This is a genomic window from Syntrophomonas zehnderi OL-4 (assembly GCF_000983115.1).
GTDB lineage: Bacteria > Bacillota > Syntrophomonadia > Syntrophomonadales > Syntrophomonadaceae > Syntrophomonas_B > Syntrophomonas_B zehnderi.
In genome coordinates, this window is the sequence record NZ_CGIH01000027.1 from 119,437 (window position 1) to 141,126 (window position 21,690).

The 21,690-nt window shown below is 44.8% G+C and carries 21 protein-coding genes and 1 tRNA gene; 16 read left to right on the plus strand and 6 right to left on the minus strand.

The features are described 5' to 3' along the window. Nucleotides 1–43 precede the first annotated feature (43 nt). From rbfA to AAV90_RS07970, 14 genes are all read left to right on the plus strand, one after another. Nucleotides 44–430, plus strand: a complete 387-nt coding sequence (gene rbfA, locus AAV90_RS07905) for a 30S ribosome-binding factor RbfA (protein WP_046497460.1) — start codon at nt 44–46, stop codon at nt 428–430. After that, complete coding sequence (locus tag AAV90_RS07910) at nt 417–1,382, plus strand: DHH family phosphoesterase (RefSeq protein WP_046497462.1); 966 nt, start codon at nt 417–419, stop codon at nt 1,380–1,382. Before rbfA ends, AAV90_RS07910 begins: the two co-directional genes overlap by 14 nt. Next, nucleotides 1,383–2,294 carry a tRNA pseudouridine(55) synthase TruB gene (gene truB, locus AAV90_RS07915; protein ID WP_046497464.1) on the plus strand — a complete coding sequence of 304 codons (912 nt, stop codon included), beginning with the start codon at nt 1,383–1,385 and terminating at the stop codon, nt 2,292–2,294. 111 nt (nt 2,295–2,405) lie between these two features. Then, nucleotides 2,406–3,350, plus strand: coding sequence for a bifunctional riboflavin kinase/FAD synthetase (locus AAV90_RS07920; protein WP_046497465.1), 945 nt, complete (start codon nt 2,406–2,408; stop codon nt 3,348–3,350). 272 nt (nt 3,351–3,622) lie between these two features. Continuing rightward, nucleotides 3,623–3,889 carry a 30S ribosomal protein S15 gene (rpsO, locus tag AAV90_RS07925; protein ID WP_046497467.1) on the plus strand — a complete coding sequence of 89 codons (267 nt, stop codon included), beginning with the start codon at nt 3,623–3,625 and terminating at the stop codon, nt 3,887–3,889. Between the two features lie 69 nt (nt 3,890–3,958). Further along, nucleotides 3,959–6,061, plus strand: a complete 2,103-nt coding sequence (locus AAV90_RS07930; RefSeq protein ID WP_046497469.1) for a polyribonucleotide nucleotidyltransferase — start codon at nt 3,959–3,961, stop codon at nt 6,059–6,061. A 356-nt stretch (nt 6,062–6,417) separates the two neighbouring features. Next, a complete protein-coding gene (locus AAV90_RS07935) occupies nt 6,418–7,215 on the plus strand; it encodes a VanW family protein (protein WP_242847511.1) in 798 nt (265 codons plus the stop codon). Nucleotide 7,216: 1 nt separating this feature from the next. Beyond that, nucleotides 7,217–7,984, plus strand: a complete 768-nt coding sequence (locus AAV90_RS07940; protein ID WP_046497471.1) for a polysaccharide deacetylase family protein — start codon at nt 7,217–7,219, stop codon at nt 7,982–7,984. Then, complete coding sequence (locus AAV90_RS07945; protein ID WP_052729676.1) at nt 7,953–9,101, plus strand: D-alanyl-D-alanine carboxypeptidase family protein; 1,149 nt, start codon at nt 7,953–7,955, stop codon at nt 9,099–9,101. The genes AAV90_RS07940 and AAV90_RS07945 overlap by 32 nt, the downstream gene beginning before the upstream one ends. Before the next feature lie 420 nt (nt 9,102–9,521). Further along, nucleotides 9,522–10,790 carry a M16 family metallopeptidase gene (locus AAV90_RS07950; protein ID WP_052729677.1) on the plus strand — a complete coding sequence of 423 codons (1,269 nt, stop codon included), beginning with the start codon at nt 9,522–9,524 and terminating at the stop codon, nt 10,788–10,790. A 5-nt stretch (nt 10,791–10,795) separates the two neighbouring features. After that, on the plus strand, nt 10,796–11,233 hold the full coding sequence (gene dut, locus AAV90_RS07955; RefSeq protein WP_046497474.1) for a dUTP diphosphatase: 438 nt from the start codon (nt 10,796–10,798) through the stop codon (nt 11,231–11,233). Nucleotides 11,234–11,310: 77 nt separating this feature from the next. Further along, on the plus strand, nt 11,311–11,580 hold the full coding sequence (locus AAV90_RS07960; RefSeq protein ID WP_046497476.1) for a YlmC/YmxH family sporulation protein: 270 nt from the start codon (nt 11,311–11,313) through the stop codon (nt 11,578–11,580). Between the two features lie 263 nt (nt 11,581–11,843). Further along, complete coding sequence (locus tag AAV90_RS07965; protein ID WP_052729678.1) at nt 11,844–12,407, plus strand: TlpA family protein disulfide reductase; 564 nt, start codon at nt 11,844–11,846, stop codon at nt 12,405–12,407. Between the two features lie 126 nt (nt 12,408–12,533). Then, complete coding sequence (locus AAV90_RS07970) at nt 12,534–13,457, plus strand: hypothetical protein (protein ID WP_046497478.1); 924 nt, start codon at nt 12,534–12,536, stop codon at nt 13,455–13,457. Nucleotides 13,458–13,547: 90 nt separating this feature from the next. Here the strand turns inward: AAV90_RS07970 and AAV90_RS07975 are convergent, their stop codons facing one another. Both AAV90_RS07975 and AAV90_RS07980 read right to left on the minus strand, forming a co-directional pair. Beyond that, nucleotides 13,548–14,423 (minus strand): methionyl aminopeptidase, encoded by an 876-nt coding sequence (locus AAV90_RS07975; RefSeq protein WP_046497479.1) that lies wholly within the window; start codon nt 14,421–14,423, stop codon nt 13,548–13,550. Between the two features lie 46 nt (nt 14,424–14,469). Continuing rightward, complete coding sequence (locus AAV90_RS07980) at nt 14,470–14,817, minus strand: helix-turn-helix transcriptional regulator (RefSeq protein ID WP_046497481.1); 348 nt, start codon at nt 14,815–14,817, stop codon at nt 14,470–14,472. A gap of 310 nt (nt 14,818–15,127) precedes the next feature. Here AAV90_RS07980 and AAV90_RS07985 point away from each other — a divergent pair, with 310 nt between their 5' ends. Next, on the plus strand, nt 15,128–15,871 hold the full coding sequence (locus tag AAV90_RS07985) for an SIMPL domain-containing protein (protein ID WP_242847512.1): 744 nt from the start codon (nt 15,128–15,130) through the stop codon (nt 15,869–15,871). A gap of 64 nt (nt 15,872–15,935) precedes the next feature. Here the strand turns inward: AAV90_RS07985 and AAV90_RS07990 are convergent, their stop codons facing one another. The 3 genes from AAV90_RS07990 to AAV90_RS08000 form a co-directional block, all read right to left on the minus strand. Beyond that, nucleotides 15,936–17,486 carry an L-lactate permease gene (locus tag AAV90_RS07990; RefSeq protein ID WP_046497482.1) on the minus strand — a complete coding sequence of 517 codons (1,551 nt, stop codon included), beginning with the start codon at nt 17,484–17,486 and terminating at the stop codon, nt 15,936–15,938. 178 nt (nt 17,487–17,664) lie between these two features. Then, entirely contained in the window at nt 17,665–18,162 is a 498-nt protein-coding gene (locus tag AAV90_RS14100) for a MerR family transcriptional regulator (RefSeq protein ID WP_052729679.1), read from the minus strand. 310 nt (nt 18,163–18,472) lie between these two features. After that, on the minus strand, nt 18,473–19,342 hold the full coding sequence (locus AAV90_RS08000; protein ID WP_084691519.1) for a metallophosphoesterase: 870 nt from the start codon (nt 19,340–19,342) through the stop codon (nt 18,473–18,475). Between the two features lie 186 nt (nt 19,343–19,528). On the opposite strand from AAV90_RS08000, the gene AAV90_RS08005 reads away from it, so the two are divergent. Continuing rightward, on the plus strand, nt 19,529–21,310 hold the full coding sequence (locus AAV90_RS08005) for a multicopper oxidase family protein (RefSeq protein ID WP_046497486.1): 1,782 nt from the start codon (nt 19,529–19,531) through the stop codon (nt 21,308–21,310). Nucleotides 21,311–21,513: 203 nt separating this feature from the next. On the opposite strand, the gene AAV90_RS08010 is transcribed toward AAV90_RS08005, so the two are convergent. After that, a tRNA-Ala gene (locus AAV90_RS08010) sits at nt 21,514–21,589 on the minus strand. Between the last annotated feature and the right edge of the window lie 101 nt (nt 21,590–21,690).

Here is a 21,690-nt window from a genome sequence, read left to right on the forward strand (position 1 = left end):
GTTATCCGCAGAGATTCAATAAATATATACGGGGGTGTTATAAATGGGTAAACGTAGACAGGAAAGAATGGCTGAAGAAATTAAAAGAAGTCTATCTTCCATAATTCAGCACGAAATCAAAGATCCCCGCATTGATTTTAGTACTGTTTCAGTGACCCGGGTGGATATTCCCGCAGATATCAGTCATGCCCGAATCAATATCAGCGTTCTGGGTGATGAAGTCAAACAGGCTGAGACCATGAAAGCCCTGCAAAGCGCTCGGGGGCATATACGCACGGAATTGGCACGGATGCTTCAAATCAGACATGCGCCCGAATTGGATTTTAGATTGGACAAATCCATCGAGCACGGTATAAAGATGTCCTCCTTGCTGGAGGAATTAAGCAAGGAAGCCGAGGAAAAAAAGGATCACAGTGATGAAAAATCTTAAAAAAATAGCCCGGGAGATACAAAAGCGTGATAATTTTTGGCTAATAAGTCACGCTATCCCAGATGGGGACAGCATCGGTTCATTACTTGCCCTGGGCCAGGCTCTCACAGCCATGGGCAAAAAAACCGGCATGGTTTTGAAAGATCCAGTACCACATATTTATAATTATCTACGGGGCAGCGAACAGGTATTGTCTCCCGATCAGGTGAACGGTGAGTTAAGCCAGGTTATTTTTCTGGATTGTGCTGATAGGGAAAGGGCCGGAGAAGAGGTATTAAAACTAATAGCCCCGGATTGTTTCAGTATAAATATTGACCATCATGAAAGCAATACCTGTTTTGCGGATCTTAATTGTATTCAGCCGCGGGCGGCTGCTACCGGAGAAATAATCTACCAACTGTTAAAGGTTTTAGATATTAAGATTGAACCCGCAATGGCAAATGCCCTATATGCAGCTATTATTCAGGATACCGGCAGCTTTCAGCATAACAACACAACCCCCGCAACTTTTCGTATAGCGGCTGATTTGCTGGAATGCGGGGCAGATTTAGAGCTTACGAAAATCAAGCTGTTCGAATCCAAAAAACGTGAGGAGATTTGCCTTTTGGGCCATGCGCTGAACGGTATTCAATTCAGCCCGGACGGGAAACTTGCCTGGATGTCGATTAGTTTTGAGGATGCCAAACGCCTGGGGGTTATTGACCTTCACCCCGAGGGCATCATTAATCACACCCTTAAGGTGGAAGGAGTAGAAGTTGGTTTATTGTTTCGGGAAATCAGACCAAAAGAGATAAAAGTTGGTTTTCGTTCCAAAGGTGCATTCGATGTCTCCCGAATGGCTGCTCTGTATGAGGGCGGTGGGCATAGACAGGCGGCCGGGGCTCAGGTAAACGGTGATCTTGAAGCATGCATAGAAAATGTAGTACAAACAGTCAGGGATGTGATCACTTAATTGGATGGATTTATTTGTATAAATAAAGGCCAGGGGCCGACTTCTTTTGCAGTATTAAAGAAACTGCAAAAGATTTTCCCCCCCACCAAAATGGGTCATTTAGGTACACTAGATCCCATGGCCGAAGGTGTATTGCCCGTGGCTTTGGGACAGGCCACCCGATTAATTGAGTATATACCTGATTCTGATAAAACATATTGCGCTCGCATGACGATAGGAGCGGTATCGGACACCCAGGATGCCTGGGGGAATATTGTTGCCACCGGCCCCAGCTACTTTGATTTAGCTGATCTTACCGCTATATTGCAGGATTTTACCGGCATCATACAGCAAGTACCACCGATGTTTTCCGCCGTCCATCATCAGGGTAAGCGTCTCTACGAGCTGGCACGACAGGGAATTGAAGTAGAGCGCCCGTCCCGTACGATTGCGATTAAGACCCTCGAATTGCTGGATATCGGTCATGATGAAGCGGGTCGTCCGTTTGTTGACCTTGAGGTGGAATGCTCTCAGGGGACCTACATCAGGACATTGTGCCATGACATAGGTCAGAGACTGGGAACGGGTGCCTATATGTCCAGGTTGGTAAGAACCAGGGCGGGTATATTTAGGCTCGAGGATGCGCATACCTTGGAGGAATTAGAACAGCTCGCTGGTTCCTTTAAGGATATAATCAAACCGCTTGATTATCCGCTCAAGAGCCTGCCGGCTATATATCTGCGTGAACCGGCCGATATATTCCGGATTCAAAATGGCAGCCAGGCGGCAGTTGACTCAGATATCAACGCTGACCTGGTCAGGGTTTATATGTCAGCGGAAACCGAACCAGCCTCCTTGCTGGCCATAGGCAGAATAATAACCCAGGCAGACAGCCGATATATCAAACCCCAAAAAGTATTAAAGACGAATTAGAACAAAACCTAACACGAACTCGGATAATGGATTTACACAGATTATTTTTATCATTAAGGATGCTATCCTAGCTGTATAGATTGGAATTTAATAAGTTCAAGGAGCGTTGGCATGCAAATAGTATTAGGAATGGAAAACTATCGGCCCGCGGAAAAAGATCTTTTTCTGGCTCTGGGTAATTTCGATGGAGTACACCGGGGACATCAGAGTTTAATCGATCAATTGTTAAAAAGGAAGCATGAGGCCCAGGGTATGGCCGGTGCCTTTGTTTTTGAACCGCATCCGACTCAAATTCTCACCCCGGAGCGGATGCCTCCGCTTTTATCCAGCCCGCAGCGCAAAGCCCAGCTTTTGGAGAAATTCGGTCTGGATCTTTTGATTTACAGTCCTTTCAGCCGAGATATAGCGGCCTGGACTCCTGAACAATTTGTTGCTGATTTCCTAATTGACAAGCTGCATGTAAAAGGTGTCTTCGTTGGTTTTAACTATTCATTTGGCCACCGGGGCATAGGAACACCCCAGCTTTTGCAGCTGTTGGGTCAAACCCATGGCTTTGAGGTACACATAATTCCTCCGGTCAAGGTTGAGGATGAGGTCGTATCAAGCACGCTTATCCGTCAGGCCCTGGAAAAAGGTGATTTGACGAAAGCCCGCCGTATGCTGGGTTATCGTCCGGTAATGGACGGCATAGTGGTGGAGGGTGATCAGCGCGGCCGACAATTAGGATTTCCCACTGCCAATGTAGGAATCGACCGTATTTATAGCATCCCGGCCCGAGGTGTTTATGCCGCCAAAGCCTGGTTGAACAACCAGGAATACAGTGCCGTAGTCAATATCGGCAGCAAACCGACTTTCTATAATGAATATCCCGTTTCCATTGAAGCCCATCTTATAGATTTTACCGGAGACATATACGGGCAGGAAGTTAGCTTGAGTCTGATTGAAAAACTGCGAGATGAGGAGCGCTTTGCGAGTGTGGAAGAACTAATTGCGCAAATTGGCAGGGATAGGGATAGGGCTGCCGCCATCGCCAAGGACTATCACTGGGATCTATAAAACGCGGCCCAGAGCCGTTTGGGGGGCATAATAGCATAATTTACTTTTCCAAACTGCTGTGATAAAATAAACCTTAGTGTTTTTTAGGTTGTATAATTAAGGCAAACCGTGGAAAAAATAACTGGTAAGAGCGGCAAAATATTGCTTTGGAATATAATACATGCCATGCTGCATATTAATGGCAGGCAAAACGTTTGAACCATGGCTAGGCTTTACGATTTTCACCGACGTATGGCTTGGTTAATGGCGATTATGACTAAGGAGGTGAAAAAATGCTGACACCGGAAAAAAAACAGGAGATCATCAAAGCATTCCAGATTCATGAAAACGATACCGGTTCCCCTGAAGTACAGATTGCAATTCTCACGGAGAGGATCAACTACTTAAATGAACATTTGAAGGCCAATAAGAAAGATCATCATTCCAGAAGAGGCCTGTTAAAGATGGTTGGACAAAGACGTTCTCTTCTGGATTATCTTAAAGAAAGTGACTTTGAACGTTACCGTTCCATCGTTACCAGACTTGGTCTACGCAGGTAAAGAGCGGATTGCCGCTCTTTAACTTTATATGTTACGAAACCTTGTTAATATAGAAAGGAGGAGGTTAGCATCGTACACAAATACCAAACCGATATAGCCGGTCGTCCGTTGGTAGTTGAAGTAGGGCAGGTGGCCAAACAAGCTAACGGCGCAGCTATTGTCAGATATGGGGAAACCGTTTTGCTGGTCACTGCCACTGCGTCCAAAGCCCCGCGGCCGGGTCTGGACTTTTTCCCTTTAACGGTTGATTATGAAGAAAAGCAATATGCGGTTGGTAAAATCCCGGGCGGGTTTATCAAACGTGAAGGACGTGCTACAGAAATAGCTACCCTATCGGCTCGCCAGATTGACCGTCCCATAAGACCCCTTTTCCCCAAAGGATTTAGAAACGATATCCATGTGGTCGCCACTGTATTGTCTGTAGAAAAGGATAACGCCCCGGATGTCACGGCGGTAATAGGCGCTTCTGTTGCCTTGGGGGTATCTGACATACCTTTTGCCGGGCCGGTAGCAGCCGTCATTGTAGGCATGGTAGACGGACAACTTATAATCAATCCGACCGTAGAACAATACCATAAAAGTGATTTGCACTTAGTGGTGGCTGGAACTAAAGAGGCTATCATGATGGTTGAGGGAGAGGCCAATGAAATCCCGGAACAGGATATGCTGGAAGCAATATTTTTTGCCCATGAGGAGATTAAACGCATCGTAGCATTCCAGGAGCCTATATATAAAGAACTAGCTAAAGAAAAAATGGAGGTTCCCGAAGTCTGTATAGACCCAGAAATTGAAACCGCAGTAAATGAATATTCGTTAGCATTGTTGGAAGAAGCGGTTAAAAATCCGGATAAAAAGACACGCGAAGCCCACATGGATGAAGCCGCCGAGTCCATTCTGACTCATTTTGAAGAGATCTATCCAGAAAATCTGGACGATATCAGCAACCTGATTGACAAGATCATGAAAGAAATAGTCCGCAAGATGATTTTGGAAGACAGAGAACGCGTGGACGGAAGGAAACTGGACGAAATCAGACAGATATCCTGTGAAGTAGGCTTCCTGCCCCGCCCGCATGGCTCAGGACTGTTTACCCGAGGACAGACCCAGGTATTATCGGTGACCACCCTGGGGCCTATCAGTGAAGAACAGCGTCTGGATGGACTGGGTATCGATGAGACCAAACGCTATATACATCACTATAATTTTCCTCCTTACAGCGTGGGTGAAATAAAACCGATGCGCGGACCCGGCAGAAGAGAAATAGGCCACGGAGCTTTGGCAGAAAGAGCATTGATGCCGGTTATACCTTCAGCCGATGAATTTCCCTATACCATCCGGGTAGTTTCTGAAGTATTAGAATCCAACGGTTCCAGCTCCATGGGCAGTGTTTGCGGCAGCACCCTCTCCCTGATGCATGCCGGAGTGCCTATCAAGGCCCCTGTATCGGGAATTGCAATGGGTTTGGTCAAATCGGAGGATCAGTTTGCCATCCTCAGTGACATTCAGGGAATAGAAGATGCCTTGGGTGATATGGACTTTAAGCTTACCGGCACTGCTAAAGGCGTTACCGCCTTGCAGATGGACATTAAGATCTTGGGCGTAAACCGTGAAATAGTGTCGGCAGCGTTAGAGCAGGCACGTGAAGGCAGAATGTATATTATGGACAAAATGCTGGAAGTTATAGACAAGCCTAATGAAAAACTATCCCCCTATGCTCCCCAGATGATCAAAATGCAGATCAAGCCTGACAAGATTAGGGAAGTTATCGGGCCGGGCGGCAAGACTATCCATAAAATTGTGGCCGAATCAGGCTGCAAGATTGATATTGAAGATGATGGCAGCCTGTTTATTATAGCGACCGACAACGAAGGCGCCAATCGTGCTAAATTCCTGATTGAATCAATTATAGCTGAAGTTGAGGTAGGTAAAATCTACACTGGAACGGTTAAACGCATTATGGACTTTGGAGCCTTTGTTGAGATCATACCCGGAGTGCTGGGCTCATCCGGCAAAGAGGGGTTGGTACACATATCCCAGTTGGCGGAAGACAGAGTCAACAAGGTGAAAGATGTGGTTGATATAGGTGATCAGATTACGGTCAAGGTTACGGAAATAGACAACCAGGGCCGCATCAACCTTTCCCGTAAAGCCGTTTTAAAAGCAGCTAAATAAAACCAGTCCAGGCAAGGGGTAATCCTTTGCCTGAGAGTTAACCATTAAATAGACACAGATCACGCAGTTTTAATAGACCCAGATATTGACATTGCGGGTAACGACCTTGGGTCGTTCCGTAAAACGTTTTTTCAGAGGTGATTGCCCCCTGCGGGAACTACATATGTTACATGGCAATGATTATTAAGGTTGTGGCCTGCAGCCACGTTGAATTGGGATTAAAAATTAAATTTAGAAAAACTGAATAGTAGTGCTCACTGCCGAATATTATTTAAAAGTTAAAAAAAAGGCGGTGGGTATTATTTTTTAAAAGAGGGTTTTATTCTTTCAAAATCAACGGTAGAACCCTTTTTCTTGTGACCTTTTTGATTAGCCTTAACATAGTAAACAGTTGGCTTGATAAGATGGAGCGCGATCATTTGGGGGTCAAGAAAGGCGTTACTATCGAGGGAGTACAGGTTGAGCGGTTACTGCCGGGGGAACTGCGGGAAGTAATTGAAGAAATTGCAATTCAGGTGCAAAAATTACCGGTAGAACCGAGTATCGACAAACAGACTGGAGCCATCCTCCCTGAAAAACCGGGTATGGTAATCAACGTTGAGGATAGTGTAAATCAAATCTTGGCCGCCGCTGAAGGAGATACGGTCAAACTAAAAAGGGTAAAAGTGCAACCCCGGTATAAAAAAGAAAGCCTGGAGCAAGCCCGGAATTGTCTGGGAAACTACGCCACCGGATTTCGCGGCAGCGGCGAACGCTATAAAAATATCAGTGTAGCCTGCTATAGCATTAACCATACTATTATCTGGCCCGGAGAAGAATTTTCTTTTAATGAAACTACCGGACCCCGTACCCCGGAAAGGGGGTATCTCCCTGCACCTGTGATAATTGGCGGGTCTTTTGGGATGGATTACGGGGGAGGCGTATGCCAGGTATCCAGCACCCTTTACAATGCAGCCTTAAATGCACACCTGCCTATCGTAGAAAGGCATGCCCACAGCAAACCAATCCATTACGTACCCCCCGGCAAGGACGCTACAGTCAGTTATGGAGATCAGGATCTGCGGTTTCGCAACAACCGAACCGGACCGCTTATAATCAAGGCTTCCATGTATAGAGGACGGATATCGGCAGAAATATGGGGAGGAAATAATTAATATGAGGATTTATTTTTTTTCCAGAAAAACCCTGCTGACGGCTGCAGCCGTAACCTTGTTGGCGGCAGGATTTTTAACGTTTGCTTTGATTTATTACAATCATACCGGCATTGCCTCGAATGCCATCGATTTTAAAAAACCCATATTCCAGGGCAACAGCGGAGAAAAAGCGGTGGCCCTAACCGTTAACGTAGACTGGGGCGAAGAATTTATCCCTGCTATGCTCAAGAGTTTTGCTGCTACCGATGCCCGGGTAACCTTTTTTGTAACCGGAAAATGGGCGGAGAAAAACCCGGAGACGTTAAAACAAATGCACAAAGCAGGCCATAGCATACAAAACCATGGTTATAAGCATTGTCATTTTAATAACCTCACCGCAGAAGCAGGCAGCGGCGAAATCAAAAAAGCCGAGGCCATAATCAAAGAGATAACCGGACAAAAAAGCCGTTTTTTTGCCTCTCCTTACGGGGAATACAGTCCCAATGTAGTTAAGGCAGCCTCTGACATCAATTATCGGTTAATCATGTGGAGCGTTGACACGATTGACTGGCAGCGTCCAGATCCGCAAACGATCGTTAACCGGGTGATGAAAAAGATACACAATGATGCCATAATCCTCATGCACCCTACCGAACCAACCGTTAAAGCTCTGCCGGATTTGTTAAAACAGATTAAGGAAGAGAACTACAAAATGGTAACCATTGACAAGATCATTATTGAAAAGGAAAAAAATCTGGATGAAGGATCAAATTCGCGTGAGAGCCATTAGAATAACCGGGGCAATCCTGTTGGCACTTGGGCTGCTGTTGGGGCTTAAACCTTTGCCAGTTTGGGCGGCACCATCCATAAACTCCCGGTATTACTGTCTGGTGGAAGGAGCTACAGGTCAGCCCATTCTAGCCAAAAATGCGAACCAGGAGCGTCCAGTCGCCAGCACAACTAAAATCATGACCGGCATACTGGTCTTAGAGTATGCCGATCTGGATGAAATTGCCACAGTCAGCCAATTTGCCAGCCGTACCCCCCAATACAGTATCGGGCTGCGCCGTGGACAGGAGCTGTCCCTGCATGAGTTAATGAAGGCCAGCCTTATCAAATCCTCCAATGATGCCGCTGTGGTGCTGGCGGAACATATAGCTGGGGATGAAGAATTTTTCGGTCATTTAATGAGTAAAAAAGCCTTTGCCCTAGGGGCAATGCGTACCCATTTTCGCAATGCTTCCGGACTGCCCCAGGAAGGGCATTACAGCACGCCTTTTGATCTGGCGCGTATCAGCCGCTATACCTTGACCCAACCTTATCTGGCTAAAATGGTTGCTACCCGGCAAAGCAGTTTCAAGCATCCCGGTTATCTTCAGCCTCTGACAATTAATAATACCAACAACTTGCTGGGAAGTTATCCGGGGGCCGATGGAATAAAAACCGGCACCGCCAATGAAGCCGGGAAATGCCTAATAGCTTCAGCGACTCGCTCAGGTCGGCAATTAATAGCCGTTGTACTAAAATCATCCGACCGCAGCGGGGATTGCGCCCGCCTGTTGGATTATGGATTTAAACAGACCGCCCGTAGTCAGATCATTGATTCCGGGGAAGTATTCAAAAACGTCAAGGTCAGCAAAGGCCAAGCTGCCTATGCTGAAATAATGCCCCGCAGTGATCTATGGCTGTGGCTGGGAGAAGATAAAGCCGATATAGAAAAAAGGATCAGGATGAATTATCTTTTGGAAGCTCCTTTAGCGGCAGGCTATAAGGTAGGAGAAATGGATGTTTTCATGGAAGGTCAATATGTAGAAACGATCGATTTGGTTACCCGCAAAGATATCCCCCGGGAACCACATCCGCTTAAACGGATCATACTAAAATTATTAAGCCGCTCCGGGCAATAGGTTTTAATAGACGCGGGAAACGCGTATTAATTAGTCACAGATTTACACTTATTTTATCTTTAATTAATAATAAGCTATCTGCAGCCTCAGCGCATATACTCAAAAACCTGGTCTTTTGAGCGGAAGCTTTAGCCCCAATAAACGTAGCGGATGCTTCAGTTTCCGCAGGCAAGACGAGCTTTTCCAGTTTGTAACACAGCAGCTATTTCATAGGTGGTTGTGGACTGCGATTATGACTGGTCGATATAAAAATAACAAAGACAAGTTGCCGGACTTGACATTTTTCCTGCGGCTTAAAAAAGGAATAAGCTTTTTAGCAAAGAATAAGACTAACTATTGTAAGTTTTATATATCACGAATATAGAATTTAACCAGATCGCTTATTCAGCACGGAACATTTATATGCAGGAGGTATCAGTTGTGATTAATTGCTGGCGTCTAAGCAGTGGTGGGAAACTGGTAGTAGAAGAAATTCCTTATCTAAAATCAGCGGCTATCGGTGTATATATAAAAGTTGGCTCCCGGAATGAAACCCCGGATATAGCCGGAGCCAGCCATTTTGTTGAGCATATGCTGTTTAAGGGCACCGCCAAGCGGACGGCTCGTCAAATAGCCGAAACATTTGAGGGGATGGGCGGTCAGCTAAATGCCTTTACCTCCAAGGAATATACCGGTATTTACGCTCGTACCTTGGACGAGGATATTTATAAGGCCATAGAAATTATCTGTGATATGCTGTTTGATTCCCAGTTTAACGAAAGGGACTTTTTAACCGAAAAAGGGGTAGTTATAGAGGAAATCAACATGTATGAAGATACCCCGGACGAGCTTATTCACGATGTGTTTGCCCAAAAATTTTGGGAAGGACACCCGTTGGGATACCCGGTTCTGGGCACCTTGGACTCCATTACTGGGATGGAGAGGGAGGTCTTGTACCAGTATTACCGGAAAAATTATTTACCTTCCAATATGGTCTTTGCCGTTGCTGGCAATGTGGATCATCAAAAAATCCAAGAGGCTATTGAAAAACTGACCGGCAGCCTGAACGGTCAGTTGGTTCCTAGCCTCCTGGAAATACCGGAACCGGCCGCATCATTTATTAACCTGCTGCCCAAAGACGTTGAACAGGTGCAGATATGTATGGGCGTTCCCGGCCTTTCCTACCATAGTGATGACCGCTATGCGCAGAATGTGATGAACAGCATACTAGGTGGCGGCATGAGTTCGCGGCTTTTTCAGAGTCTGCGCGAAGAAATGGGGTTGGCTTACTCGGTCTACAGTTATTCTTCCAACTATGCAGATGCAGGCATGTATACGATCTACATCGGAACCGGTCCCAGCAAGGTAGCAAGTTTTTATGAAGCCTTGAATGAACAATTAAGTAATTTCGTTAACCAGGGAGTGAGCAGCGAGGAAGTCGAGCGCACCCAGAAGCTGATTAAGTCCAGTATATATCTGGGTTTGGAAAGTGTCATGAACCGTATGACCAGGGTGGCCAGATCCCTTTTGATGTATGATGAAATAGTAACTCCAGAGGAAGTCATTGATAGAATCTATGCTGTGGACGTGGATAAGGTAAATGAACTGGCCCGCCAGATGCTCAGACCGGATTACTTCTCCCTGGCCGCAATTGGGGATAAACAGGCGCTTAAATCAGTCGAACAGGAATACATGAAATGGTGGAGGTAAATAATATGAAAGTAATGATAAAACGCCTGCATTCTCCGGATTTGCCCCTGCCCCATTATCAGACCCCCGGTTCGGCAGGAGTCGATCTCTATGCCGCCAACGAGCAGGATATCATTATCCCGGTGGGAGGAAGGGCTCAGATACCTACTGGCATTGCCGTGGCTATGCCGACTGACTACGAGGCTCAGATTAGACCCCGCAGCGGATTGGCCTTAAAATACGGCTTAACCTTGCTAAATACCCCCGGTACGATTGATTCGGATTATCGCGGCGAAATCAAGCTCATTGTTATAAATCTGGGGGACAAAGAGTATACATTAAAAAGAGGCGAGAGAATCGCCCAGATGGTTTTCTCCCGAATTATGCAGGTAGACCTGCAGGAAACCGATGAGCTCGAGGACACCATACGAGGCTCGGGCGGCTTCGGCCATACCGGAAAATAAAAATGACGTCAGGCGTTAACTGGCAGTGATTGACGGCTATGATAAGTTAACCCCTAAAGTCACAGGAGGGATGGGATTTGCGTTTAAACGATCTGGTTGGCAAGGAAATGGTCAATATTTATGACGGAATGCGGATGGGCACAGTAGGAGAGTCGGATATGGTAGTCGATCAAGAGACCGGCAAAATAGTATCCATTATTCTCCCTAACCGCGGTAATATGCTAAACTTCTGGACAGATCGCCAGAAACTGGTGATACCTTGGGAATCAGTAAAAAAAATCGGCCGGGAAGTCATCGTAGTAGATATCGACCATACGCATATGCGCCTGAAAAACAACTCCATGTAACCGCTACATATTTTCGGGTCAGGTTGATTAAGAAGACCGGGGTTGTTGACAGGACGAGGTCAAACACTCCGGATCTTTTTTTAAGGGAGGCGAATATTATGCCGGTTTTACTCCCTCCTGTATTCAAACGGCGCACTTCAGCTTTACTGCTGAGAAAGCCGCTTTTGGTTGGATAAGGACTGCCCCCCAAAAACTACTTGACAACGGGATTCATTATAGTACCCTTTTTTACAGATTATACATTAGCCAAATAGGAGTATATTATGAGCAGATACTTAAAGCTAATAGCAGCCGGGCTAATTGTCGCAGTAGTTTTGTATGGCGCATATACTGTCAGACAGTCGCCTCAACCGTTCCCATCCCAACCCCCGCCAATTTCATCTGATGATAAAGGCTTTAAACCCCCTCTAGAAACCGCTCCGGAAATAAATCTTAAAGATCTTGATGGTCAAACCGTCAAACTGTCGGATTACCAAAACAGAATAATAATCTTGGTCTTTTGGTCCAGCTGGAGCTATGCTTCTAAGGCTATTTTGCCAGAACTGAACGAAACGGCCACCGAGCTGAAGCAAACCAATGAGGCGGTGTTGTTAACCGTGGATGTGCCCCGCGGTCGGGGAACGGCCACAGCAGCCGAAAAATATATCCGTGACCACCAATATAATTTCAAGGTTTTGGTAGACAGCAAAGGTAAGGCAGCCAATGCTTATAGTATCATGAACCTGCCGACCACCTTCATTATTCAAAAAGACGGAAAAATCTATGATCATCGCGTTGGCACACTTTCCAGCGCCGAAATCATGGATTACGTTCACAAGCTAAAATAGGCGGGTCTCTTTTCCCCGCGCTCCGCGGAATAATTAGCCTGATTCGGGATATCCTAAAAATCAGACAGCCTATTAATTCAAGCTGGGTTTAATAGCATTTGTGAATGAAACCAGGGGTGATATAGATTGAACCGATTGGGATTAAAAATAGCTGTTATAGTGATTATGATAGCGTTTGTTGTAACCTTGGCCGGCTGTTCCGGCCTAGAGAAGGATTCGGCCGCAAAAAAACCGGCCCCGTCTGATTCTAAAAATGCCCCGGTGGAGATGGAGAAAATCCATAAAGACTTGGAGAAGATTATGGCCAGCCTGGGCCAGAAAAAGAATCTGGCTCAAAAATCCAAGCAGCAGGGCGAAATGAGCCATTTTTCCACGGAACCAAAAAAATCCGGCCCCGAAAAAAGCCAAGCCGATGAGCAGTCCAAGTCCAAGGGGGGACGATCTGAATCAGATCAGGAATCAGAAAAAAAGCGGCCGGATCAGGCTGCGGCCAATAAGCAGATGATAAATGACTGGCAGGCTGAAGAAACGAGCCTAATCAATATTCATAGCAGTTGGAACGCACTTGAGCCCAAAGCTGTCAAGGACGGTTTGGGTATGACTGAAAGAAACGACTTTGAACAGATTCTGGACGAGCTGACTGTGGGAATAAGTCAACAGAACATAAACAGCAGTCTAATGTCGGCCATCGCGCTGTATGGACAGTATGCCAAACTGACCAGGATATTCAAAATGCCGATACCACCTGATTTTTATGAAACCAAATATCAGTTATTAGCGGCCGCAGCCGAGGCGGGCAACGCTAACTGGGAGCAAGCTGAGGGGCGAATAGCAGATATTAAAGAAAGTTGGCATCGTTTTAAGCTTCAGTCAAAGATCAAAGATGAAAATCTGCTCAATAAAAGTGAATTTGCCATAGAAGACGTGATCCGAGCCCTGGAAAACCAACAGATGGACATTTTGGTGATTAAGTCCGCAATTGCCTTAAACAATCTGCAACAGATAGAAAAAGAGCTTCAAAAGGTTCAATCTACCATTTCCCCTAAGTAAGGCTCTACTATTTTAAGCGCCTGGTTTAATTAATTCATTTACTTCGCAATCAATATGTTTATCTGCACATAAAAACAACCACTGCCTCTGTTAATATGCTAACACCTCATAACCTGTTTCTGTAACCAGGACTGTATTTTCCCATTGGGCCGAAGGCATCCCATCGACAGTGCGGATAGTCCAATTATCGCTTCTATCTGTTACTACTTTGGAACTACCCATATTTATCATAGGCTCAACGGTAAAAACAAGTCCCGGAACTAAGAGCATGCCCGTTCCTTTTGAGGCCACAAAACCGACCCAAGGATCCTCGTGAAATCCCAAACCGATACCATGACCGCCAATTTCACGAACTACAGAATAACCATTTTTACTGGCATGGTCATTAACTGCTTGCCCAATATCACCGAGAAATCCCCATGGCTTGACCTGCGCAATACCAAGCTCCATACATTCTTTCGCAACATCAACCAGGCGTTGCTTTTCATTTGAAACAGTGCCCACGCAAAACATGCGTGAAGAATCCGAAAAAAAACCGTTGTAAATCGTGGATACATCAATATTTGCAATATCGCCTTTGCGCAGATAGACGTGATTAGAGGGTATACCATGGCATACAACATCATTGATTGAGATACACATACTTTTAGGGTATCCGTTGTAATTAAGTGTTGCCGGAATCCCTTTAAGCTCCTTAGTTTTTTCCAGGATGAGCCGATCAAGTTCTACCGTAGATACTCCATCAACCACAAAATCTTCGATGTAATTCAGTAAAGCTATGTTTCGTTGGCAGCTTTCCCGAATACCTTCAACCTGCTGCCGGGTCTTTAGTAATCTACGATGGGGTACAATATATCCGATTGAACGGTAATTTGCCATTCGATTCTCAATAGGGGCATGGCATTTTTTATATTTTCGTCCGCTGCCACACCAGCAGACATCATTTCGCTCAAGTCTGTCAGTCACGTTTATTGTACTCACTTTCAAAAAAATCAAAAGGAAGCATTCTACCCTATGGGTTAGGTGTGGCCTGAGAAATACCGAAAGCTTTCCGATACTGGCGTGGCGAACATTGAAACGCTTTAGAGAAAGCCCTCGTAAACGCTTCAGATGATGAGTAGCCATAGCGGAGGGCAATATCGGTTATTTTGTCATCGGTTAAACAAAGATCACAAGCGGCAGCCTTTAACTTGCATCGGGCTAGAAATTGCTTATATGTCATTCCCATGTGCTGTCGAAACTTTACAGAGCAGTAAAACGGTGAATAACCAACGTATGCTGACATATCCCTAAGATTGGGGTTTTTCGTAATGTTATTCTCTACCCATTGCACCATTGTTTCAATTGTTTGAACGGACACTTGCGTCACTCCTTTTTTCTAGTATACACACCTGCTCAGACAATTACTTGATATAAGTTGCAAACATCTAAGTCAGTTTTGGATGCGGTTTCTTTGCAAAAGCCAGAGCAAGTTACAGGGCAGGCTTTATCATCAATACCCCACAGGTAACCGTTCCCCCAATATTTTTTTCGGTAGATGCAAGCAAAAATTCCTTAAAGTGGTAAGATTTAAGCGGCGCAAACGTACATATTAAGTAAACTTTTATTAATCAAAAGGAGGTGAATTATCTAGGGAATATTATAAAAAAACTTAAGGAGGATTGGAAAAGGTGGAAGAAAGCAGTCGAAAATGGGCAGTTATTTCGGTAGCGGGGATTCTGGCACTAGGAATGATATTATCTTCTCTTATTGTCAGCAATAGTATGGTAAAACTTAAAATGGCCAACAATACGATTACCGTAACCGGTTCAGCCAAGCAACAGATAAAATCTGACCTGTCTGTATGGACGGGAAATTTCACAACTCAATCACCGCAGTTAAGTACTGCCTTTAACCAGATTAAAAGTGATCAGCAAAAAATAAAAGATTATCTAAAAAATCAGGGAATCAATGAAAAAGACATGGTTTTTTCGTCAATCAATACCGAGGTCAGATATGCAACCCTTCCTAACGGTCAGTATAGTACCCAGGTGGAAGGCTACCGGCTGCACCAGCAGGTCGAAATACGTTCCCCGGATGTGGATAAAATCACCGAGTTATCTCGCCAGACTACAGATTTGATTAATCAGGGAGTTGAATTTCAGTCCAATCCGCCCCAGTATTTTTACACTAAAATTGCCGACATGAAAGTGAAAATGTTATCGCTGGCTACTAAGGACGCTATGGTGCGTGCAGAGCAGATAGCCAGCAACGCCGGCAGCAGGGTTGGTGCTTTAAGGGCTGCTCGAATGGGGGTTTTCCAAATTACTCCGTTGTATTCCAATGAAGTTTCTGATTATGGGATAAATGATACCAGTTCTCTGGAAAAAGAGATAACCGCCGTAATGAATTGTGAGTTTGAAATAAAAAGATAGGAAAATAGCCCCCGCCACTAACTGCATAGAGTGGTGGGGGCTATAAAGTTTATTACCTCTTACTTCAAGCCCATATAAACGTTAACAGGGCAGCTACTGTGGTAAATATAAGCGCGATGGGAATGGCTATCTTGATAACTTTAGACTCAATCCCCAGGGCATCAATAGTAGCGGCTGCGTTTTGCAATTTGGCCGGGGAGATAACACTGGCCAGACCTGCTGAAATCGCCATGCCTGCTGTTACTACCAAGGGGTCAATTTTCAATATTTCGGAAGTCATAATGTTGTATTTGGTAAAGAGCGCAATGGCCGAGGCTTCACTCCCGCTTACAAAGCCACCCAGCAATCCCAGGAAAGCGGCTGCCGCAGGGTAGAGCCCATTGAAAAAGTCAGCCGAAGTAACGGCCAGCACAGAGATCATGTTATAATCCGGCTTGATCAGTGCCCATCCAGAAGCCGTTGGCGCATAACCAGAGAACATCATCACATAGGCGATTGCAAAGAAGATTGCCGCTGAGAAAGTCGGGCGGGGAGCACGTTGCCACCACTTGGATAATATTTCCTGCCACTGGGCCCGGCTTGGTTTTAAAAACGGTACTGCCAGCAAGGTGCTGATAATTACCCAGGTGTAAGCGTTCCATAAAAACCTAGTGTTTACAGGTTTGCCGCCAGGAATAATCTGCAAGGGAAAAGCCAAATCGTTAAACAGCAGATTAAAAAGAGGCGGCCAGAAGTTGATGATGAGACAGCTAATTATCAGGATCAGCCAAGGTCCCAAGGCTTTCCGCAAAGGCAGTGACTCTTCTATGGCTTTATCCTGGGCAGTAAGGCAGGAACGATCGAGTAACGGTTGGCGGCGCAGTTTTAAATAAACAATCATCACCAGTACCGTTGCCATGCCAGCGATAACCCCGGTCAGAACAATACCTTTGCCGATATGGGCAACTGCCATGGCAGTTAAACCCATAGTCATACCCGCTAAAAGACAGGGTAGAAAGCCCTCCTTAACTTTGTTCAAGCCGCCCACGATGAACAACATCCCGAATCCGATCATGGTTGATATTATGGGCATAAACTGGGAAAAAACCAGAGCTGAATCCGTTAGGGAGGTGCCGGTCATGTCCGAAAAAACGACCAACGGCGCACCCAGTAGGGCATAAGTACAAAGGGAATCAAAACCTAACGCCGGCAGAGCAACGGCCACGAAGGTCGAATAGCCCAAAGCCAGCATAATCGGCGGCAGGATCGAAACAGGGGTTGCCCCTACTGACACCAGCAAGGTACCTATACCCATGTTAATTATCATTATTTGCACAGCCTGGTCATTTTTTGCCAAGGTTTTTACGAATACCACGACTCGCTTTAAAGCCCCGGTGGATTCAAGAAAGGTGATCTGAAATATGGAAGCCGCGACCATCAAGGAGACAGGGAATGAAGCTACTATACCCGCCAAACTTGCGGTTAACCCTACCTGCAATGAAGTTTGAAAAAAAAGCCAACCGATCAGCACTACCAATACCCAACCTACAAAACCACTTAGGTCGGCCGGCCATTTTGCCAGGATCAGCAGTGCAAGCACAGCAATAATTGGTACTAAAGTGAGTAGTACGCTCAATTAAACCATCCTCCAGTCCTACAATATAAAATTAAATGAGACTGTAACAGACAGATTGCACTATACTGCCGTACTTCCGAAACCAGAAAAAAATGCAATGGCCTGATACAACCAATATGGTAACATAATTAAAAGAAATTAGGGAAAAAATTTTCGGTTTGCTTACCAGAAATAAAATCTATTTGCGCATTAATTTGGCCAGCCATCCGGGTTTTTTATCTTCGGAATCATATTTAATTAGGGCTATTAGTTCAGTTATTTTTTCTTCTCTTTTTTGCTCGGCAGCGCTCATTTTTTTCTCTAATTCCTGTAAACGTTCCTGCATTTGTTTATTCTGAACCAAAATCTCGTCATTTTGTTGCATGATAGTTCGGGCCACGGTAAATATTTCTACAAAATCAACGTGATTGTATACCTGCGGGCTGGCATTAGGTGAATCTGAATTTTCATTCAGGTTTTCCAGTGCTAACTTTATAGCCGTTGTATTCAGACCCTTTTCGTTTTTAAGCTGCAGGATTAAACGCAGGGTATCCAGATCAGCGTCTGAATAAAGCCTTTCCCCTCGTTCATCCCGCCTGATTTTCAGTTTCAAGGTGCTTTCCAAATAGCGCAGGGTATAGGGCTCAATACCCAACATATCCGAAACCTCACCGATTTTGTAATAAATATCATGCATTTTGTAACCTTTCCTTTCCTCGCTTCATAATTTGTTATTAGCCGGTTCAGTAAGGCACAATAGCTGATTTTCAGGTATAAAAGCATCCCCAACAATTTATTAACCGTACCAAAAAACCGCCCGATTTGTTAACTTTAGCATTAACCTTATTGGCAGGCTGAAACTTTCCCCTCTATTTCTGCTCATTAAAGAAGCAGGCAATAATAGTTTAAGTGTACTTAGCCAGCTATTGGCTCCTGATTCTTATATATGAGCAAAGCCGTCCATACATGAATGGACGGCTCTCTTTCTAAGCACAGACGCAAGGAGACTATTTTTTAAGTGTTACCACAACGAGTTCTGGGCAATTAAAATATCGAAAGCCTTCATTACCGATGCCCAATCCGCGGCTGACAATCATCATTTTATCGGAAGCAGAAAACTCACCGGCATCATATGGAGGGAAAAAGATTTTTTCCGGGGAAAAAATTCCGCCGCACCAAGGCAGGCGAACCATTCCGCCGTGTATGTGTCCGGCCAGGGTCAGATCTGCTCCCCATTTTAAATAGGTTTCAAAATAAGCCGGATTATGTGTCAAAAGTATGCTAAATACCTCGGCATCTTTTTTTCCTAGCACCTGATTCATTTTATCAATGCTAAAAAAATAGTTATTAACGTTATTTTGCACGTATTTCATGTTCAAATTGCTGTAATAGCGGAGGTTAAACCACATTCCGTAAAGGGCAATATTATCGTCAGCCTTTACGATGGTCGCTTTATTATTATCTAAAACATTGACGCCCATTGCCGTCAGTTTTTGGGTGAGGGATTGCAGGTTGTTTTTGCCTAAACATTGTTCATGATTGCCAATGACAAAATAGACATCATATTTAGCTGCCAACGCTTGAGACAGGGAGATGAAAACGTCATAGTTTTCATCCTTGGAATTAACCATATCACCAGTCATTACTACGATGTCAGGGTTTACCTTGTCAATTTTGTTTATTAACTTATAATTGTTTTTTCCAAATTCCCGGCTGTGTAAATCTGATAACTGCAAGATCTTGTATCCGTCAAAGGCAGTGGGGAGATCTTGAGAGGCAACAAAATAATTGGTGGTGGTTATATAATTATTGCTGATATTGAATGAAACCACGATAAAAATAACCAATATCGCCACAATCGCTAAAATTGTTTTCATTTTTTTATTCATCATCTATCACCAACACAAGGAGCGGCTGCGAACCTTACCCAATATTAAGTGGTTTAAATATTATCTCTTTTAATCAAAAAAAGCGAGGTGTTTTCTCGATTTGGAACGTTTGCCTGAATATTTTAATATAATATGTCAGGAATGGTTTGCTAAATTTGGAAAGAGGTGATTATTATGGCAACTATAAATCCGATAACTATTCAAAAGTATGTCAATAATATTGGAGGACCTCCGCCGGTGCATATTCCATCGTATTGCGGACATGAATACATGGTAGATATTCTGGAATTCCAGCAGCAGATTCTCCCGCCTGGTTTTCCGGCCACAACAGTTTGGGGTTATGGGGGGCAGGCAAAAGACGCTGTTACCGGCAAACTTTTAGGCTATATCAAACAATCTCCTGGCGCCACTTTCGAAGCTACCAGGAATTGTCCCTTAACTGTCAAATGGATAAACAAGCTATCAAGTCCACATCTACTGCCGGTGGATCCGACATTACATTGGGCAGACCCTAATAATTTGGGCATGGTTATGTGTCCTTGTCTACCTTTTCCCCCAGGATATAAAAAGGCCCAGTATCCTGTTCCCGTTGTGACACATTTACATGGCGGGGAAGTACCCTCTGCTTTTGACGGACACCCTGAGGCATGGTTCACCCACCTTCATAATTGTTCTTCATTAAAAGGAAAACCCAAAACAGGACCTGCTTACATCACTGACAGATACATTTATCCTAACAGACAGCAAGCAACCACCCTCTGGTACCATGATCATACTTTGGGTATAACCCGTTTAAACGTACTTATGGGGCTGGCCGGCTTTTATCTATTAAGGGATCCCAATGACCCCGTTGCCCATTTGCTGCCTAGCCAGAAATATGAGATTCCACTAGTAATCCAGGATAGAACCTTTAATAGTGACGGCAGTTTCTTTTTCCCCAATGTAGGAATCGATCCAGATATTCATCCATATTGGGTTCCGGAATTTTTCGGCGATACTATTATGGTAAACAGCCTGGTCTGGCCAAATTTAGACGTTGAACCGACAAAATACCGTTTTAGGCTATTAAATGGGTCAAATGCCCGCTTCTACACGCTAAGTCTTTCCAATGGTCAGACACTTACCCAAATCGGAACTGACGGCGGCTATCTACCTATGCCGGTTACTCTCAGTGAACTTACTATTTCTCCAGGTGAACGGGCCGATATTTTGATCGACTTCTCCGCCCTTAGTCCCGGTACAAAATTAATCCTTATGAATACTGCTCCAACCCCTTTCCCCAACGGAGATCCAGCTGATCCACAAACAACCGGGCAAATTATGCAGTTTACCGTAGTATCTCCAGCCGGTTCATTGCCGGTGCTTCAACCTTTACCGGAAACGCTGAATATAATACCGACCTTGACCCCCAACGCACCCAAAAGAACGTTGACACTTGTTGAAGTAATGGGACCCCAAGGACCTCTTGAGGTATTGCTTAACGGACAGAAATGGAGTGCCCCTATTTCAGAATTCCCCGAACTAGGTACTACAGAAGAATGGGAAATCGTTAATCTTACTGGCGATACCCATCCAATACACTTGCATCTTGTCCAATTTCAACTCTTTTCCAGACAGCTGTTTGATACCGATACTTATATGGCTGACTGGATGGCTGCCAACGGTGGTATGATGCCGCCTTTTTCACAACCTACTAAACCATGGCCGGTGGATTCATATCTTATCGGAGATCCGATGCCGCCTAGATTAAACGAACAAGGGTGGAAGGATACCGTTCAAATGAACCCAGGCGAAGTTACAACGATTAAAGTGCGTTTTGCCGAGCAAAGTGGGAGTCCATTCCCCTTTGATGCCACCAAGGGTCCAGGTTACGTGTGGCATTGTCATATTCTTGATCATGAAGACAACGAAATGATGAGACCATATAAAGTTGTAGGCAACAAAAAATGCCCCTAGGAAAAAAAGAAAACAGTCCGAGTATTGTAAAAAAAGAAATGGGAGGACTATTTTAGATTATGGCTTGGGCAGAGAAATTACGATAAACTAGCGGGAAGGCTAAACTAACGAAAAATAGCTAGTGTGGCGGGGAACAGCTAAAATATCTCATTTAAGTCAGGAAGCCCCCAAAAGTCCTCCTGCTTCTTGGAAGGCAGGGTATTTGGTGGAGACGATGGGATTCGAACCCACGACCCCCTCGTTGCGAACGAGGTGCTCTCCCAGCTGAGCCACGTCCCCACAGCATGAAGTATTATATCATATTTATATATGCTACGTATAGTTATTCCCGCGGCTGACAACAAAAATAAAAATCCCCCCTCAATAGACAAAGTAAATGC

Bases quoted from the DNA above. Each gene is read 5' to 3' on its own strand.
- AAV90_RS07910 (WP_046497462.1), top strand. From the start codon at position 417: ATGAAAAATCTTAAAAAAATAGCCCGGGAGATACAAAAGCGTGATAAT.
- AAV90_RS07965 (WP_052729678.1), top strand. From the start codon at position 11,844: ATGAGCAGATACTTAAAGCTAATAGCAGCCGGGCTAATTGTCGCAGTA.
- AAV90_RS14100 (WP_052729679.1), bottom strand. From the start codon at position 18,162: ATGCATGATATTTATTACAAAATCGGTGAGGTTTCGGATATGTTGGGT.
- AAV90_RS07945 (WP_052729676.1), top strand. From the start codon at position 7,953: ATGAAGGATCAAATTCGCGTGAGAGCCATTAGAATAACCGGGGCAATC.
- AAV90_RS07920 (WP_046497465.1), top strand. From the start codon at position 2,406: ATGCAAATAGTATTAGGAATGGAAAACTATCGGCCCGCGGAAAAAGAT.
- rbfA (WP_046497460.1), top strand. From the start codon at position 44: ATGGGTAAACGTAGACAGGAAAGAATGGCTGAAGAAATTAAAAGAAGT.
- rpsO (WP_046497467.1), top strand. From the start codon at position 3,623: ATGCTGACACCGGAAAAAAAACAGGAGATCATCAAAGCATTCCAGATT.
- AAV90_RS08005 (WP_046497486.1), top strand. From the start codon at position 19,529: ATGGCAACTATAAATCCGATAACTATTCAAAAGTATGTCAATAATATT.
- AAV90_RS07940 (WP_046497471.1), top strand. From the start codon at position 7,217: ATGAGGATTTATTTTTTTTCCAGAAAAACCCTGCTGACGGCTGCAGCC.
- AAV90_RS08000 (WP_084691519.1), bottom strand. From the start codon at position 19,342: ATGAAAACAATTTTAGCGATTGTGGCGATATTGGTTATTTTTATCGTG.
- dut (WP_046497474.1), top strand. From the start codon at position 10,796: ATGAAAGTAATGATAAAACGCCTGCATTCTCCGGATTTGCCCCTGCCC.